A 15,825-nucleotide genomic window follows, 5' to 3' on the forward strand; every position below is an offset into this window, starting at 1 on the left:
GTTACTCCTTATGCATTTTTCATAATAATTGCTTCAAATATGTTAGCGACATTCTGACAGTAGTCAGCTACTGTTTCAAGCTCTTCATAAATTTCCTTATATTGAATAATTCGAATGGGGTCCTTTTCGGTATGGAATAAATGTTTAATAGAAATCCGCAGAATCAGATCACATTTAGATTCATAGTCTTTCACTTTTATCATATGCTCTCTAATTTGTATCAGCTTCTTATTCGATAATAAATCGATAGCTTTCTCGATTTCTTCAACACATTTTTGGATGGCATCAACAAACTGGAGCATATATTCATTAGCCGATGTGATGGAATACATATCAAATAATGCAGCAGTACGTTCTAAGCCATCGAGAATATCATCCATATTCATTGCTAGTGCTAGTATATCCTCACGCTCAATCGGCGTTATAAACACATTATTCAGATCCTGAATAACTTGATGGACAAGAGAGTCGCCTTTTTTTCATAGTCTTTCATTTTTTCAGAAAAAATAGCTAAGTCTTCTGTATTCCTTAACTTATAATCAGAAAAATAATTCGTACTCTCTGTCAAGTTCGCAGATATATTAGCTAAATGAAGAAAAAATTGATCCTTTTCTCTCTTAAACATCTACCTGATCTCACCTCGTAAATTATTTATCAAGCTCTACAAATTTTAGCTTATTTTGTAGAAAGATAATAGGAGTTTAATGAATAATTTACATAAACTTTACAATCAAAGAAATATCAGCCTTTAAGAAAGCAACAAATGATGAGAAACGAACGGTCGACCTTATGCTTTTCTATGTCGAACAGGGAGTTGAATTTACCAATTCATATGGTGATATATATGAATCCTTTTACGATAGTATGGAAAAAATGTTTGATCAAGTAGCTGTTGAATGTGACCGGAATATAGACCTATATCAGGAATTTTCCAGCAGATTATGGAAGGTTGTTGTTGAGGCGGAAGGCACTGGCTGGGGCTTCCATGAAAGTTTGGCCGATTCCTATTATTCAATTGAATGGATCCATGAAGATGGAGAGGACGAATAAGTATTAAAAAGGGAAGTAGGATGTGGAAATTTTTAATGGGGATTTAAGTAATCCGGATTTTGATTATTAAAATGGGAAATTCTCTTAAAAAATAATAGTTTGTTTGTACGAAAAAAGTGCGGCTCACATTAGTAGGCCGCACTTTTTCGTGACAATATCATGCTGAAAAATCAACATTCTTGGGTATTTCTATTTTTAATTTTTGGGCTAAAAAACCACTTTTCGGACAGCCCCTTTAATTAGCAAAATAGAACTATATAATTTTAGACTCTAAATATCTTGCTGATTTCTGCGCTAAGTCCTTCAAAGATGAATGATTGTGCCGCCTCGTCATTTTTAAAAGTGGTGCTATTACATATATTATTGTCCTCAAAAAGATAAACAGTGACTTCCTTGTTGTCCGGATTCACAATCCAGTACTCGTTCACCCCGCAGGACATATAGAGATCAAGCTTTTTAATCAGGTCCTTTCTTCTCGTACTCTTTGAAAGTACTTCTACGACAAGTGACGGGACCCCTTTATAATAATCCTCCTCGTTTAAATTTTCCTCCAGGTCACAAATAACCATTATATCAGGCTGGACGATATTAATATTTTCGGGTGTTCTTCTTAGCTCAATATCGTAGGGTGCAACCATTGGAGTACATTTTGATCCTTGGAAAAAGGTGTGAAAAATTACAAGTAACTCAGTAATAGCTATTTGATGAGCAGTCCTTGGCGAAGCGAGCAAATAGATTTCCCCATCAATATACTCGTATCTTTCATCAGATTCCCGTTGTAATTTTAGAAACTCTTCATAAGTTGCTTTTTTTCCATAATAGTTATATTCCGGTGCATTTTCATGTACTTGATCTGGTTGGGCATTATCCTCCAATGGTTTTTCTTTGATGGCTGTTAGTTTGGCGATTTCTGTGCCGTTTCGTGTAATAATAATATCCTCTTGTGCCGTAAGCATTAAATACTTTCCAAAATTATTTTGCAATTCAGTGGAGTTAATGATCATATTATAGCACCTCCGATATTAGTTAAAATAGCTAACTTAGCTATTTTTATTATACCAAATTATTTGTTTTTTGGAGTGGAAAGAGACATATTTTGAAATAAATTATCAGGGGAACCAACACTATTAGCGAAAAATTTGTAATATTATTATTTTCTTCGCTATAATTATTAGCGATACATACATAAAGGGAGGCTAAAGAATGGCAAAGTTCGATGAAACATTGACGATGCTGAAGGATTTAACCGATGCCAGGGGCATTCCTGGCAACGAGCGTGAAGTCCGCGAAGTAATGAAAAAGTATATAGAGCCATTTGCGGATGAGATCACAACTGATGGACTTGGCAGCTTAATTGCAAAAAAGGTTGGAAAAGAAGATGGGCCTAGAATTATGATAGCCGGCCACCTGGATGAAGTCGGCTTCATGGTTACGCAAATCGATGATAAGGGCTTTCTGCGCTTTCAACCGGTTGGCGGCTGGTGGGGGCAGGTCATGCTGGCTCAGCGCGTTACAATTGTCACGAAAAAAGGTGATGTGACCGGCATTATTGGTTCCAAACCGCCGCATGTGTTATCTCAAGAGCAGCGTAAGAAACCGGTGGAAATTAAAGATATGTTCATTGATATCGGGGCATCGAGCCGGGAAGAAGCTGAAGAATGGGGCGTACGTCCGGGAGATATGGTTGTGCCATACTTCGAATTTACCGTCATGAACAATGAGAAAATGCTGCTGGCTAAAGCCTGGGATAATCGCATTGGCTGCGCGATAGCCATTGATGTGTTAAAACAATTGAAAGGTGTCGAGCATCCAAACGTTGTGTACGGTGTCGGTGCCGTTCAAGAAGAGGTCGGCCTCCGAGGTGCAAAAACAGCTACTTACAAAATCAAGCCGGACATCGGCTTTGCTGTTGATGTTGGCATCGCCGGCGACACTCCAGGAATCACCGAAAAAGAAGCAATGAGTAAAATCGGCAAAGGCCCGCAAATTGTGGTATATGATGCCTCAATGGTCAGCCATAAAGGTTTACGGGATTTTGTTACAGATGTGGCCGATGAATTGAATATTCCCTATCAATTTGAATCCATGCCTGGCGGCGGAACCGATGCCGGTTCCATTCATTTAGTGCATAACGGCGTGCCGGCACTGGCAATCACTATTGCCACTCGCTATATTCATTCACATGCCGCGATGCTCCACCGCGATGACTTTGACAATGCCGTGAAGTTGGTTGTGGAAGTGATTAAACGTCTTGATCGTGAGACGGTTGATAAAATTATTTATGAATAAAATTTTGAATCCTCGGTACTGGCTATCGGGGGTTTTTTGTGAATATTTTTGGAAGGAAAGGTCTATTTGTCTAAAACATCTTGGATTTCGTCCAAAACCTTGAGAAAAATATCCAAAACACTCTAGAATCCGTCCGAAACCACCCAAAAAATGTAAATACCTATATAAAATAAAAACCGCCGGTCCATGGACCGGCAGCCCTTTATGAGTTTTATTGCTTTAACCCGTTTTCAAGAGTGCTGAGCATTTCCTTTTTCTCATCTTCAGAGGAATTTTGCCAGATGACCTCAAAAAGGACGCCTAGACCAGGCAGCATTTTTTCCTCACCACTTTGAATGGCATCAACAATGGTATCTTCCAATTGTTCTTGCGTATTTCCGGAAACATTGTGAATAATGGCATTGCGTAAATTTAAGTTCAAAATCAATACACCCCTTCAGTAACATCATTTTCACTAATATGATTTTCTCTTTTTGGTTTTATTATGTATTTTCGTTATAATATTAAAATCAAAGGTAATTAAAGGGGAAAAAATCATTGAAGTACATTCAATCATTACAAAATCCACAAGTGAAGCAATGGAAAAAGCTATTAACCAAAAAAGAACGGGATCGCTCCGGTACCTTTTTAATCGAAGGCTTTCATTTAGTCGAGGAGGCCCTTAAAGAAGGGCTGGTATTAGAGGTGATTGTTTCTGAAAAAATTGGACTATCGCCTCGCCTTGATATCGGTTCAGCGGCTGTTATAACGGTTACGGAGGAAATAGCTGATTCACTGTCAGATACAGAGACACCGCAGGGCATCTATGCTGTTTGCCGTCAACCAAAAATAAATGAGGGTGTTTCAAATGCTAAAACTTATTTGCTAATTGATGCCGTCCAAGATCCGGGAAATCTAGGAACGATGATCCGTACCGCTGATGCTGCGGGAATTGATGCTGTTATTGTTGGTCGCGGCAGTGTGGATGTATACAATTCAAAAGTGTTACGGTCGGCTCAGGGCAGCCACTTTCACCTTCCGATTATTAGAGAAGATTTAGGAACATGGATTGACAGGCTACAGAAAAAAAATATTCCTGTTTACGGAACAGCACTTGAAGGGGCGGCAACATATACGGATATTCCAGCTGGTGAAACATTTGCCTTAATTGTTGGTAATGAGGGCAGCGGAGTTAACAAAGACCTGCTTTCTACGACAACGGCAAACCTTTATATTCCGATTTATGGCAAGAGTGAATCATTGAATGTTGCTGTTGCCACAGGAATTCTGTTATATTATTTGAAAAAATAGGCGAAACTTGTTTGAAACGCTTGAAAAATTAGTATATAATAATGAACAATGTTAATGAAAATAAAGACGATGACGGAGAAAAGTATTATACTTGTTTGACCATCCAGGGAGAGAGTGCCGTGATTGGAAGCATTCTTATGGAAAAGGTATAAGAAGTTCACCTCCTGAGTTGGCATCGGGACCATTTCGATCATGAAATGTAAAGATGCATCGGCGAAAAGCCGTTATCCCAATCAAGTGAACACTAGTGTCTTACATAGGTGTTTATAAGGGTGGTACCGCGACAATAACCTCGTCCCTTTTGGGGATGGGGTTTTTTTATTTTCTGATATTGTCCAGCTACAGCGCCTGACGACTAAGGAAATCTTCTTAGAATAATTATCGCAGGAACAAGCTGTGCTTGTTCCGAAGGCGCTGTAGCTTTTCGCGGTGCCTGACACCAAAATATAAGGAGGAAAAGGATCCATGCAAGAACGTTTAAAAGAGCTGCAGGCAGAAGCGATTGAAAAGGTTGAACAGGCTTCGAGCTTAAAGGAATTGAATGACATCCGCGTTGCTTATTTAGGAAAAAAAGGTCCAATTACCGAGGTTCTTCGAGGTATGGGAAAACTTTCTGCAGAGGAGCGTCCAGTTATCGGGGCTTTTGCCAATGAAGTCCGGGCAGCTATTTCTGCAAAAATGGAAGCAAAACAAGCCGAGCTGGAGGAAGCAGCGGTGCAAGCAAAATTAGCATCAGAAACCATCGATGTTACTTTACCAGGGCGCCCGGTTAAGCTAGGCAACCATCATCCGTTAACCAAAATTATCGAAGAAATCGAAGACTTATTTATCGGTATGGGTTATGAGGTAGCGGAAGGGCCGGAGGTAGAACAGGACTACTATAATTTCGAGGCCCTGAACCTGCCGAAAGGACACCCGGCACGAGACATGCAGGATTCCTTCTATATTACAGAAGACATTTTATTACGGACGCATACATCACCAGTACAAGCCCGGACAATGGAAAAGCACGAAGGGAAAGGTTCTATCAAAATTATTTGCCCTGGTAAAGTGTACCGCCGCGACAATGATGATGCGACACACTCTCACCAATTCATGCAGATTGAAGGTCTCGTTGTTGGTGAAAACATCCGTATGAGTGACCTGAAAGGAACACTAGAAGTGTTTGCTAAGAAAATCTTCGGTGAAGACCGGGAAATCAGACTGCGTCCAAGCTTTTTCCCATTTACAGAGCCATCCGTAGAAATGGATATTTCATGTAAAATTTGTGGCGGCCATGGCTGCAGCGTTTGCAAGCATACCGGCTGGATTGAAATTCTCGGTGCCGGCATGGTTCATCCAAATGTACTTGAAATGGCCGGCTATGATTCGAGAGTATTCAATGGATTTGCCTTTGGCATGGGTCCGGAACGGATTGCCATGCTGAAATATGGCGTTGATGATATCCGTCATTTCTATACCAATGATGTTCGATTCTTAAAACAGTTTGCAGTTGAAGAGTAGGAGGTTTAGGATATGTTGGTTTCATATAAATGGCTCCAAGACTATGTTGATTTATCGGGAATCACAGCGAAGGAGCTTGCTGAAAAAATCACCAAAAGCGGGATTGAAGTCGAAGGAGTAGAGGTTCTAAATGAAGGTATTAAAGGGGTTGTTGTCGGCTATGTGCTTGAGCGCGAGCAGCACCCAAATGCCGATAAATTAAACAAATGCTTGGTTGATATTGGCGCCGGCGAACCGGTGCAAATTATTTGCGGCGCCCCGAATGTTGATAAAGGACAAAAGGTTGCAGTTGCCACGGTTGGGGCAAAATTGCCGGGCGGTGTGAAAATTAAACGAGCCAAGCTTCGCGGCGAAGTATCAAACGGGATGATTTGCTCGCTTCAAGAGTTGGGCATGGAGGGAAAAATTGTTCCGAAAGAATATGCAGAAGGAATTTTTGTTTTTCCACAAGACGCGGAAGTTGGCACTGACGCGATTGCTCTATTGAATCGAAACGACGAGATCCTTGAGCTCAGTCTAACGCCAAACAGAGCGGACTGCTTAAGTATGCTTGGAGTTGCCTATGAAGTGGCAGCAATTTTAGGAAGAGAAGTAAAACTTCCGGAAACGAAACTTGAACCTGTAGCTGAAAAGGCATCTGATTACGTCAAGGTTGTCGTTGAAGCACCGGAAGATAACCCATTGTATGTGGCGAAAATAATTAAAAATGTCAAAATCGGTCCATCCCCACTTTGGATGCAAACCCGTTTAATGAATGCCGGAATCCGTCCGCACAACAATGTAGTCGACATTACCAACTATATCTTGCTGGAATACGGCCAGCCGCTCCACGCTTTTGACTACGACCGTTTTGGATCCAAAGAAATTCTCGTCCGCCGCGCGAAGGAAGGGGAAAAGTTTACAACGCTGGATGATGTGGAACGGAGCTTAACAGCCGATCATCTTGTAATTACGAATGGAACCGAGCCTGTCGCCCTTGCCGGGGTAATGGGAGGTGCTAATTCAGAAGTTACATCCGATACTACCACTGTTTTGCTGGAAGCGGCCCTTTTTAACGGTTTTACAGTTCGTAAAGCATCAAAAGATCATGGATTGCGCAGTGAAGCAAGTGCCCGCTTCGAAAAAGGCGTTGATCCTAACCGGGTCCGCGCAGCCGGTGACCGGGCAGCTTACCTTATGGCGAAATATGCTGGCGGTGAAGTATTGACAGGGGCAGCTGAGGTAGATACATTAACGATTGAACCGGCGGTTATTCCAATTACGCTTGAAAAAATCAATCGAGTCCTCGGTACAGATCTCGACATGAACCAAGTAAAAGAAATATTTGCCCGCCTGCAATTTGAGGCTTCTGTTGATGGCGATACCATTACCGTTACAGCTCCAACGCGCCGCGGTGATATTAAAATTGAAGAAGACCTGATTGAGGAAGTGGCTCGTCTCTATGGCTATGACAATATTCCCAAAACATTGCCGGTTGGTTCTTCCACGCCAGGAAAATTAACAGCCTATCAAAAGAAACGCCGCGTTGTCCGACAATATCTGGAGGGGGCAGGACTTTATCAGGCTGTTACCTACTCCTTAACAAGCGAGGAAAAAGCGGCTCAATATGCTCTCGAAAAACGCGAGGCGATTCATTTAGCGATGCCGATGAGTGAAGACCGCAGCGTGCTTCGGTTAAGCATATTGCCTCAGCTATTAGAGGTTGTAAAATATAATAGCGCCCGACAAAATGATAGCTTAGCGGTCTATGAAACAGGCAACGTCTTTTTAGCAAATGGTACTGACGCGCTTCCGGAGGAAAGAGAACATTTAGCAGCCGCCATTACCGGCTTGTGGACAAATCATTCATGGCAGGGAGAGAAAAAGCCTGTAGATTTCTTCGTGTTAAAGGGGATTTTGGAAGGGCTGTTTGCCAAGCTTGGGTTAACGGATAAGGTGGAATATGTACAAGCGCAGGTAGACGGTCTGCACCCGGGACGGACGGCCGAAATCCTATTGAACAGTAAACGAATCGGCTTTGTCGGTCAGGTACACCCAAGTGTCCAAAAAGATCTGGACCTCAAAGACACGTACGTCTTCGAGCTGTCATTAAAAGCGGTGCTGGAAGAGGAGACAGACGACTTACAATATGTTCCGATTCCGCGCTTCCCATCAATTACAAGGGATATTGCCCTCGTGGCAAACAAAGAGACAGTGTCAGACACCTTAAAGGAGATCATTCTTGAGGCCGGGGCTCCGCTCTTGAAGGAAGCAAACGTCTTTGACTTATACGAAGGCGATAAAATGGAGGAAGGCAAGAAATCGATTGCTTTCTCCTTAAAATACGCTGACCCGGAACGGACCCTGACGGATGAAGAGGTCACGAAGGTTCATGAACAAGTACTGGCCGCTTTGAAAGAGCAAGCAGGCGCCGTCTTACGGGGATAAATTATAGAAAAAGCTAGCTTAAGGGCTAGCTTTTTTTCGTTACTATTTTCGCTTCGCTAATAAAAAGGATTTTTCGCTAATAAAAGCAATTGATTCGCTAATAAAATATATGAATTTGCTAATATCCCCCGAAAATTCGCTAATAAAACTTTTAGATGTTATTTCCTGGTCAAATAATTAAAAATAATATTAAAAAAGGCTGTCCCGCCATTAAATCGATGGGGCAGTTTTTCTTAAATTTTATATTTTTCATAGATTTCATCATATTTTTTTGCCAAGGCTACGTCTAAATCTGTCAGCCCGCCTGCGTGCCAAGAAGTAAGCTTCAAAGTCACTAATTTATAATCAATAGCAATGAAAGGATGGTGATTCTGGTTCTCCGAAAGCTGGGCAATTTCGTTTACAAACTCAATACCCTTTAAAAATTCCTTAAAACGATATTTTTTTACCACGAATTTTCCATCGAGCTTCCAACCGATTAAACTGCCAATGGATTTTTCAATTTCTGCGTCAGTTAATCTCCGCAATCCCAACCCCTCCTCCTAGTTTCTCTTTTTCCGCACAAGCGCCATTGCTTTTTCTGTATTGGCAAAATGAAGTTTTACGAATGAACCGAGTTGATCGCGTCCCTTTTGCAAAATCAGCTTCGCTGCTGCTTCATCAACAAGCGGGCCGGCGCCTTTTGGAATGGGGAAGCCGGCCGCTTCACTCAGCTTATCCATATATTGAATGAAAGCGTAGCGAGCGAGGATGCTGGCAGCGGCAACGGCGAGATGGATGCCCTCCGCCTTGGTACTAAAGTAAACCTTATCGCGGGCGATGGATTTTTGTCCTTTTAAATGCTGGAAATAAGTGCCCGGCTGGACGAATTGATCGATCAAAATCGCCTCCGGCTTTTCCGGAGCTATTTTCTCCATTACTTTTAGAATCGCTTGATTATGAAGCAGCGCTTTCATTTTACCCTGCGACATCCCGGTCTGCTGGATCTGATTATATTTATCATTTTTCAAGGTCATCAGGCTAAATGGGATGATCTCTTTAATTACTTTGGCCATTTCGATGATTTTCTCATCAGTTAAATCCTTGGAATCGCGTACGCCCCATTCCTTTAATAACGGAATTTGTTCCTTCCTTACATAGGCGGCAACAACTGTAATTGGACCGAAAAAGTCCCCCGTTCCCACCTCATCGGAACCGATCACGGACATCCGGCTTATTTGTGCGGGTAGATCGCCTTTAGCGATAGACTTTGTCTTGGCAGCTGCTGGCTTTCCGGTTGGAGCACTTCCGGATTCGGTTTTCTGCCATTTTTCCGCTTCTGTTTCATAATCATTTCCTTGAAATAGGACTTTGCCTGATTGATAGGCAGTAATGGTGCAGCCCGGCATTTTGGCAGCAAACACACTTCCCGGCGGATTTTTGTCTAGCAATTGTTTTTCATAATATGTTTTCATTTCATGAATCGTATCTTTTCCACAAATTAAAACAACTTGTCCCACAATGAAACACCACATTTCTTTTAACTTTTCCTTTTATTTGTGTTCGTGTTATGATAAAGTGTAGGATTCTTGATTGGAGGCATTTACGTTGTCAAATATACAAAAAAATCGAATAACTGTTGATATTTTTGGTACCCAATATGTCATCTTAGGAACAGAAAGTAAAGACCATATCCGACATGTCGCATCATTAGTTGACAAAAAAATGCGTGAAATCAGTTCGAAGAATCCCGGATTAGATGTTAGTAAACTCGCTGTTTTGACAGCTGTTAATGCAGTAAATGATTATCTGATCATAAAAGACGAATTGGAACAGCGGAAAACAGAACAACAAAATGAGAAGGAATCATAACATATGTTAGACTTGGCTATTATCATTTTTCTTTTTATCGGTTTTCTTATTGGCTTGAAGAGGGGCTTTATTTTGCAGCTGGTCCATCTTACAAGTTTTATTATCGCATATGTTGTCGCCTATTTATACTATGAAGAATTAGCACCAAAGCTTATTCTTTGGATTCCATACCCGACTTTGGGGGATAATCCGACATTAAAAATATTAACGGACTCTAGCAATATGGAATCTGCTTTTTACCGGGCGATTGCTTTTGTAATCATCTTTTTTGCAGTAAAAATTGTTTTGCAAATTATCGGCTCGATGTTTGACTTTATCGCTCATTTACCGGTCTTAAAGCAGCTAAATGTCTGGGCAGGTGGAATACTAGGATTTTTAGAAGTCTATTTACTTATTTTTATTGTATTATACATTGCTGCCCTCATGCCAATTGAACATTTTCAAACGATATTAGATGACTCGTCATTGGCAAAAACGATCGTCCACTACACCCCAGTCCTATCTGAACAGATCAAAGGCTGGTGGATTGAAAATACGGCTGCGTGAACTTCTCTATAGGCAGAGAAGTTTTTCTATTAACGGGCAAAATAAGATGGCGACGAAAATAGGCAGGTGATTGTATTGGGAGTAAATAAACAAGAAATTGTCCGTCATCTGGAGATGATTGCGGTTTATATGGAATTAAAAGGGGAGAATCCCTTTAAGGTTTCGGCTTTTCGTAAGGCCGCCAATGCCTTGGAAACCGATGATCGCAGCATCTCTGAAATCGACGATTTTACGGTCATATCCGGTATCGGTAAAGGGACTGCCACTGTCATTGAGGAATACATAAAAGATGGCTCCTCAACGCTTTTAAAGGCGCTTAAACAAGAGGTTCCTGCCGGGTTAATTCCCCTCTTGCAGCTGCCGGGTCTTGGCGGTAAAAAAATTGCTAAATTATATAAGGAATTAGGTGTTATAGATGTTAACAGTTTAAAGGAAGCCTGCCGGGAGGGCCGGGTTCAGTCGCTTGCCGGTTTTGGAAAAAAGACCGAGGAAAAAATTTTAGCAGCGATTGCCAACGTGGGATCGAGACCAGAACGGCTGCCGCTGGCCTACATGCTGCCGCTTGCCGGACAGATTGAAGCGATGCTGGCTGAAATTAAGGAAGTTAAACGGTTTTCAAGGGCTGGAAGTTTACGGCGAATGCGTGAAACAATCAAAGATTTGGATTTTATTATCGCGACAACTGAGCCAGAAGCTGTGCGTGAGCAATTATTAAAGCAGCCGGGCATAAAAGAAGTAATTGGGGCTGGTGATACTAAGGTTTCGATAGTGTTTACCCAAGACTACGATATATCGGTTGACTTTCGCTTAGTAAAGCCCGAAGAATTCATCACCACTCTGCATCATTTTACCGGCTCCAAGGATCATAATGTCCGTATGCGTCAGCTTGCCAAGGAGCGCGGCGAAAAAATCAGCGAATATGGTGTGGAAAACAACGAAACAGGTAAAATTCAAACGTTCAAATCGGAGGAAGAATTTTTCAACCATTTTGGTTTGCCTTATATTCCACCGGAAATTCGTGAAGATGGGAAAGAAGTGGATATCTTTTCAGCCAATCAAGGATTAATCGACTTATCGGACATAAAGGGTGACCTTCATATGCATACAACATGGAGTGATGGTGCCCATTCCATCGAGGAGATGGTCGAAGCGTGCCGGGCGCGTGGTTACCGCTACCTGGCGATAACCGATCATTCCCAATATTTAAAGGTTGCAAACGGACTCACAACAGAGCGGCTCTTGAAGCAACATGAAGAAATTAAGAAACTCAATGAAAAATATGATGATATATTGATTCTATCAGGGGTGGAAATGGATATATTACCGGATGGCACCTTAGACTATGAGGATTGGGTCCTGGCCGAAATGGATTTTGTCATTGCCTCGATTCATTCCGCTTTTTCCCAATCGAAGGAAAAAATCATGGAGCGGTTAAAGACAGCGCTGGAAAATCCCCATGTTGATTTACTTGCCCATCCAACTGGAAGGAAAATTGGCCGGCGCGACGGCTATGAAGTGGACATTGATTTACTGATAGAACTGGCAAGAGTGACGAACACGGCTTTGGAGCTGAATGCTGATCCGAACAGGCTGGACCTGAAAGCGGAATATTTACGCAAAGCCCAGGAAGCCGGGGTGAAAATTCTTATTAATACCGATGCCCATAGGAAAGAAACCTTAAGCGATATGGAAATTGGCGTTGCTGCTGCCAAGAAGGGCTGGGTAAAAGCTTCAACGGTACTGAATGCACTTGAACCACATGATCTCCTTCATTTTTTGCATAATCGACATTGAACAATAAAGGAGGGATACCCTCATGCAAGATAAAGTATTAAAAGTGTTAGAATTTACTAAAGTGAGAGAGCAGCTGTTAGAGCATGCGGCTTCATCACTAGGGAAAGAAAAAATAGCAAACTTGGTACCATCAACGGATTTCGACGAGGTGGTGAAACTTCAGGCAGAAACCGATGAGGGGGCCACTGTTTATCGGATTAAAGGCAATATTCCACTTTCAGGGATCTATGATATCAGGCCGCATATTAAGCGTTCCATCATTGGCGGGGTGTTAAGCCCGCATGAATTGATGCAAATTTCCAGCACCATTTACGCAAGCCGGCAAATGAAACGTTTTATTGAGGAAATTGATGAAGAACGCACTGAGATACCGATTTTAAAGGAGCAGGTGGATCAGATTATTCCACTAACGAACCTGGAGCATGTCATTAAACAGGCGATTGACGAGAGCGGTGAAGTGTTGGACGGGGCCAGCGAACTGCTTCGGACCTTAAGACACCAGCTGCGATCCAATGAGGCACGGGTCCGGGAAAAATTAGAAAGTATGATTCGTTCCTCCAGCGCCCAAAAGATGCTGTCAGATGCGATTATTACTATTCGCAACGACCGTTTTGTCATCCCTGTTAAGCAAGAATACCGCGGTCATTACGGCGGGATTATTCATGACCAAAGCTCTTCGGGGCAAACATTGTTTATTGAGCCGCAGGTGATTGTGCAATTAAACAATCAGCTGCAGGACATCCGCGTTAAGGAACAATTGGAAATTGAACGAATCCTTACCGAGCTGTCAGCAAAAGTGGCCGAATTTGCAAACGAACTGCAAATCATTGTCAAGATCCTGGCTAATTTAGATTTTATTTTTGCCAAGGCAAGATATGGGAAAAAAATAAAAGCGACGATGCCGATTATCAACAATGAAGGCAGAATCGCATTATATCAGGCAAGGCATCCGTTCATTCCGCTTGATGAGGTTGTCGCAAATGACATTTTGCTTGGCGAAGATTATACCACGATTGTCATTACCGGTCCCAATACCGGCGGGAAAACGGTTACGCTCAAAACACTTGGACTATGTTCGCTTATGGCTCAGGCCGGATTGCAGGTACCGGCCCAGGATGGTTCCGAACTGGCGGTGTTTGGCGCTGTTTATGCCGATATTGGTGATGAACAATCCATTGAACAAAGCTTGAGTACATTTTCTTCCCATATGGTAAATATTGTCGATATTTTAAATCGAGTTGATGATAACAGCCTTGTCCTGTTTGACGAGCTAGGTGCCGGTACTGATCCACAAGAAGGAGCAGCATTGGCGATTTCGATTCTAGACGAGGTTTATCGGATTGGTGCCAGGGTAGTCGCTACCACTCACTATCCGGAGTTAAAGGCATACGGCTATAATCGTGAAGGCGTCTTGAATGCCAGTGTTGAGTTTGATGTCGAGACACTAAGCCCCACCTATAAATTATTGCTGGGAGTGCCCGGCCGCAGTAATGCATTTGAAATTTCCCAACGCCTTGGCCTCAATGAACGAATCATTAATAATGCCAGGTCCTATATTAGTGAGGACACCAATCAAATTGATAACATGATCGCGTCGCTTGAAGAAAGCAAGCACCAGGCAGAAATCGAACAGCAGGAAGCATTGGACTTTTTAAGGCAGGCGGAAAAGCTTCATAAAGATTTGCAAAAACAGATGATAGAATTCTATGAGAAGAAAGATTCGATGTTCGAAAAAGCGGCTGCAAAGGCGGCTGAAATTGTCGATGAAGCCAAAAAAGAAGCCGAGCAGGTCATTCGCGATCTTCGTAAAATGCGAACGGAAAAGCACGCTGAAATAAAAGAACACGAATTAATTGATGCTAAGAAACGTCTGGAAAAAGCAGTACCGGAGATGACTAAATCAGCGAAATTGACCAATAAGAAGAGTAAAAAGCAGCAATATCTGCCCGGGGATGAAGTGAGGGTTTTAACCTTTGATCAGAGAGGTACACTTGTGGAGAAAGTTTCTGCTGATGAGTGGCAGGTACAAATGGGAATTTTAAAAATGAAGGTCAAAGAAAAAGATATGGAATATCTTGGGTCAACGGAAAAGAAACAAGAGACAAGACCGATGGCCATTGTAAAAGGCAGCGACTCCCATGTTAAACTGGAGTTGGATTTACGTGGAGAACGGTATGAAGATGCGCTGCTCAAGGTAGAAAAGTATATTGATGACGCTCTTCTTGCAAGCTACCCGCGTGTCTCAATTATTCATGGAAAAGGAACAGGTGCTTTAAGACAAGGAGTTCAGGAGTATTTAAGAAATCATCGAGCGGTTAAGAAAATCCGCTTTGGCGAGGCCGGAGAAGGAGGCACCGGTGTCACTGTAGTGGAATTTAAATAATGTCCGGGGAGACTTTGCAATGAACCAGTTTTGGGAAAATGAGTATATTCAAATTGCAGCTTATTATAGTGTTGTCATTTTATGCACAATTGTTTTTTTGGCGATTTTTGAATTGGTCACGAAATATCGGAATTGGGAAGAAATTAAAAATGGCAATCTGGCCGTGGCCATGGCGACCGGAGGAAAAATCTTCGGGATTGCAAATATTTTTCGCAGTACAATTGAAGAGCATACTTCATTGACTTCTATGATTGGATGGGGGATTTATGGCTTTTTCCTATTGTTGGCAGGCTATTTTATCTTTGAATTTTTGACGCCAAAGTTTAAAATTGACGAAGAAATTCAAAATGATAATCGTGCCGTCGGTTTCATTTCCATGATGATCTCGATCGGGTTATCTTATGTGATCGGTGCAGGAATTTCTTAAGGGGAGAAAGGGAAAATGAAAAATTTAGCAAAGGTTCTGATAGGTTTATCAGCTGTGTTTATTCTGATCGGGATTATATATCTTGTATTTTTCACATGAATCGAATGTTCCGTTAGACATTTCAATCTAATTAAAGTCATCACTGATCCTTCAGTGGTGATTTTTTTTACTACCAGGTAAATTAGAGGGGAGAAAATTGTGAATTGTTAAATATATAATCCTGTACTATAATTAAATGAGTAGTTGGAATTTTTAAAAATTTTCG

At 41.9% G+C, this 15,825-nt stretch carries 14 protein-coding genes, 1 pseudogene and 1 other annotated feature; of the genes and pseudogenes, 10 read left to right on the forward strand and 5 right to left on the reverse strand.

Going from position 1 to position 15,825, the window contains the following annotated elements:
• Positions 1–8 precede the first annotated feature (8 nt).
• Positions 9–625, reverse strand: a pseudogene (locus JK635_RS02810) (DUF47 domain-containing protein).
• Between the two features lie 164 nt (positions 626–789).
• Between JK635_RS02810 and JK635_RS02815 the strand changes: the two are divergent.
• The gene (locus JK635_RS02815; RefSeq protein ID WP_235887845.1) at positions 790–1,050 is read left to right on the forward strand and encodes a hypothetical protein; all 261 of its coding nucleotides are present in this window, start codon (positions 790–792) and stop codon (positions 1,048–1,050) included.
• 263 nt (positions 1,051–1,313) lie between these two features.
• Here the strand turns inward: JK635_RS02815 and JK635_RS02820 are convergent, their stop codons facing one another.
• Positions 1,314–2,054: a type II toxin-antitoxin system prevent-host-death family antitoxin gene (locus JK635_RS02820; protein WP_202652196.1), complete on the reverse strand. Its 741-nt coding sequence runs from the start codon at positions 2,052–2,054 to the stop codon at positions 1,314–1,316.
• A gap of 199 nt (positions 2,055–2,253) precedes the next feature.
• Here JK635_RS02820 and JK635_RS02825 point away from each other — a divergent pair, with 199 nt between their 5' ends.
• A complete protein-coding gene (locus JK635_RS02825; protein WP_202652198.1) occupies positions 2,254–3,339 on the forward strand; it encodes a M42 family metallopeptidase in 1,086 nt (361 codons plus the stop codon).
• Positions 3,340–3,550: 211 nt separating this feature from the next.
• On the opposite strand, the gene sspI is transcribed toward JK635_RS02825, so the two are convergent.
• Positions 3,551–3,760, reverse strand: a complete 210-nt coding sequence (sspI, locus tag JK635_RS02830; protein ID WP_202652200.1) for a small acid-soluble spore protein SspI — start codon at positions 3,758–3,760, stop codon at positions 3,551–3,553.
• 116 nt (positions 3,761–3,876) lie between these two features.
• Here sspI and JK635_RS02835 point away from each other — a divergent pair, with 116 nt between their 5' ends.
• The 3 genes from JK635_RS02835 (at position 3,877) to pheT (ending at position 8,559) form a co-directional block, all read left to right on the forward strand.
• Positions 3,877–4,629: a TrmH family RNA methyltransferase gene (locus tag JK635_RS02835; protein WP_202652201.1), complete on the forward strand. Its 753-nt coding sequence runs from the start codon at positions 3,877–3,879 to the stop codon at positions 4,627–4,629.
• 60 nt (positions 4,630–4,689) lie between these two features.
• Positions 4,690–4,932: a binding site (T-box leader), on the forward strand.
• A gap of 162 nt (positions 4,933–5,094) precedes the next feature.
• Entirely contained in the window at positions 5,095–6,132 is a 1,038-nt protein-coding gene (pheS, locus tag JK635_RS02840) for a phenylalanine--tRNA ligase subunit alpha (protein ID WP_202652203.1), read from the forward strand.
• Between the two features lie 12 nt (positions 6,133–6,144).
• Entirely contained in the window at positions 6,145–8,559 is a 2,415-nt protein-coding gene (gene pheT, locus JK635_RS02845) for a phenylalanine--tRNA ligase subunit beta (RefSeq protein ID WP_202652205.1), read from the forward strand.
• A 233-nt stretch (positions 8,560–8,792) separates the two neighbouring features.
• On the opposite strand, the gene JK635_RS02850 is transcribed toward pheT, so the two are convergent.
• A complete protein-coding gene (locus JK635_RS02850) occupies positions 8,793–9,086 on the reverse strand; it encodes a 4a-hydroxytetrahydrobiopterin dehydratase (RefSeq protein ID WP_202652207.1) in 294 nt (97 codons plus the stop codon).
• 15 nt (positions 9,087–9,101) lie between these two features.
• Positions 9,102–10,058 (reverse strand): ribonuclease HIII, encoded by a 957-nt coding sequence (gene rnhC, locus JK635_RS02855; RefSeq protein WP_368857065.1) that lies wholly within the window; start codon positions 10,056–10,058, stop codon positions 9,102–9,104.
• An 88-nt stretch (positions 10,059–10,146) separates the two neighbouring features.
• Between rnhC and zapA the strand changes: the two genes are divergently transcribed.
• The 5 genes from zapA (at position 10,147) to JK635_RS02880 (ending at position 15,560) form a co-directional block, all read left to right on the forward strand.
• A complete protein-coding gene (zapA, locus tag JK635_RS02860; RefSeq protein ID WP_202652211.1) occupies positions 10,147–10,410 on the forward strand; it encodes a cell division protein ZapA in 264 nt (87 codons plus the stop codon).
• 3 nt (positions 10,411–10,413) lie between these two features.
• The gene (locus tag JK635_RS02865; RefSeq protein ID WP_202652213.1) at positions 10,414–10,956 is read left to right on the forward strand and encodes a CvpA family protein; all 543 of its coding nucleotides are present in this window, start codon (positions 10,414–10,416) and stop codon (positions 10,954–10,956) included.
• Positions 10,957–11,031: 75 nt separating this feature from the next.
• Positions 11,032–12,750, forward strand: a complete 1,719-nt coding sequence (polX, locus tag JK635_RS02870) for a DNA polymerase/3'-5' exonuclease PolX (protein WP_202652214.1) — start codon at positions 11,032–11,034, stop codon at positions 12,748–12,750.
• A 22-nt stretch (positions 12,751–12,772) separates the two neighbouring features.
• Entirely contained in the window at positions 12,773–15,133 is a 2,361-nt protein-coding gene (locus JK635_RS02875; RefSeq protein ID WP_202652216.1) for an endonuclease MutS2, read from the forward strand.
• 19 nt (positions 15,134–15,152) lie between these two features.
• Positions 15,153–15,560, forward strand: coding sequence for a DUF350 domain-containing protein (locus JK635_RS02880; protein ID WP_202652217.1), 408 nt, complete (start codon positions 15,153–15,155; stop codon positions 15,558–15,560).
• The last annotated feature ends 265 nt before the right edge of the window (positions 15,561–15,825 follow it).

The sequence above is a fragment of the Neobacillus paridis genome, from assembly GCF_016765675.1.
GTDB lineage: Bacteria > Bacillota > Bacilli > Bacillales > Cytobacillaceae > Neobacillus > Neobacillus paridis.

What these genes read in the sequence shown, in the direction of transcription:
- JK635_RS02815 (WP_235887845.1), top strand. Translation starts at nt 790, where the DNA reads ATGCTTTTCTATGTCGAACAGGGAGTTGAATTTACCAATTCATATGGT.
- JK635_RS02820 (WP_202652196.1), bottom strand. Translation starts at nt 2,054, where the DNA reads ATGATCATTAACTCCACTGAATTGCAAAATAATTTTGGAAAGTATTTA.
- JK635_RS02825 (WP_202652198.1), top strand. Translation starts at nt 2,254, where the DNA reads ATGGCAAAGTTCGATGAAACATTGACGATGCTGAAGGATTTAACCGAT.
- pheS (WP_202652203.1), top strand. Translation starts at nt 5,095, where the DNA reads ATGCAAGAACGTTTAAAAGAGCTGCAGGCAGAAGCGATTGAAAAGGTT.
- pheT (WP_202652205.1), top strand. Translation starts at nt 6,145, where the DNA reads ATGTTGGTTTCATATAAATGGCTCCAAGACTATGTTGATTTATCGGGA.
- JK635_RS02865 (WP_202652213.1), top strand. Translation starts at nt 10,414, where the DNA reads ATGTTAGACTTGGCTATTATCATTTTTCTTTTTATCGGTTTTCTTATT.
- JK635_RS02875 (WP_202652216.1), top strand. Translation starts at nt 12,773, where the DNA reads ATGCAAGATAAAGTATTAAAAGTGTTAGAATTTACTAAAGTGAGAGAG.
- JK635_RS02880 (WP_202652217.1), top strand. Translation starts at nt 15,153, where the DNA reads ATGAACCAGTTTTGGGAAAATGAGTATATTCAAATTGCAGCTTATTAT.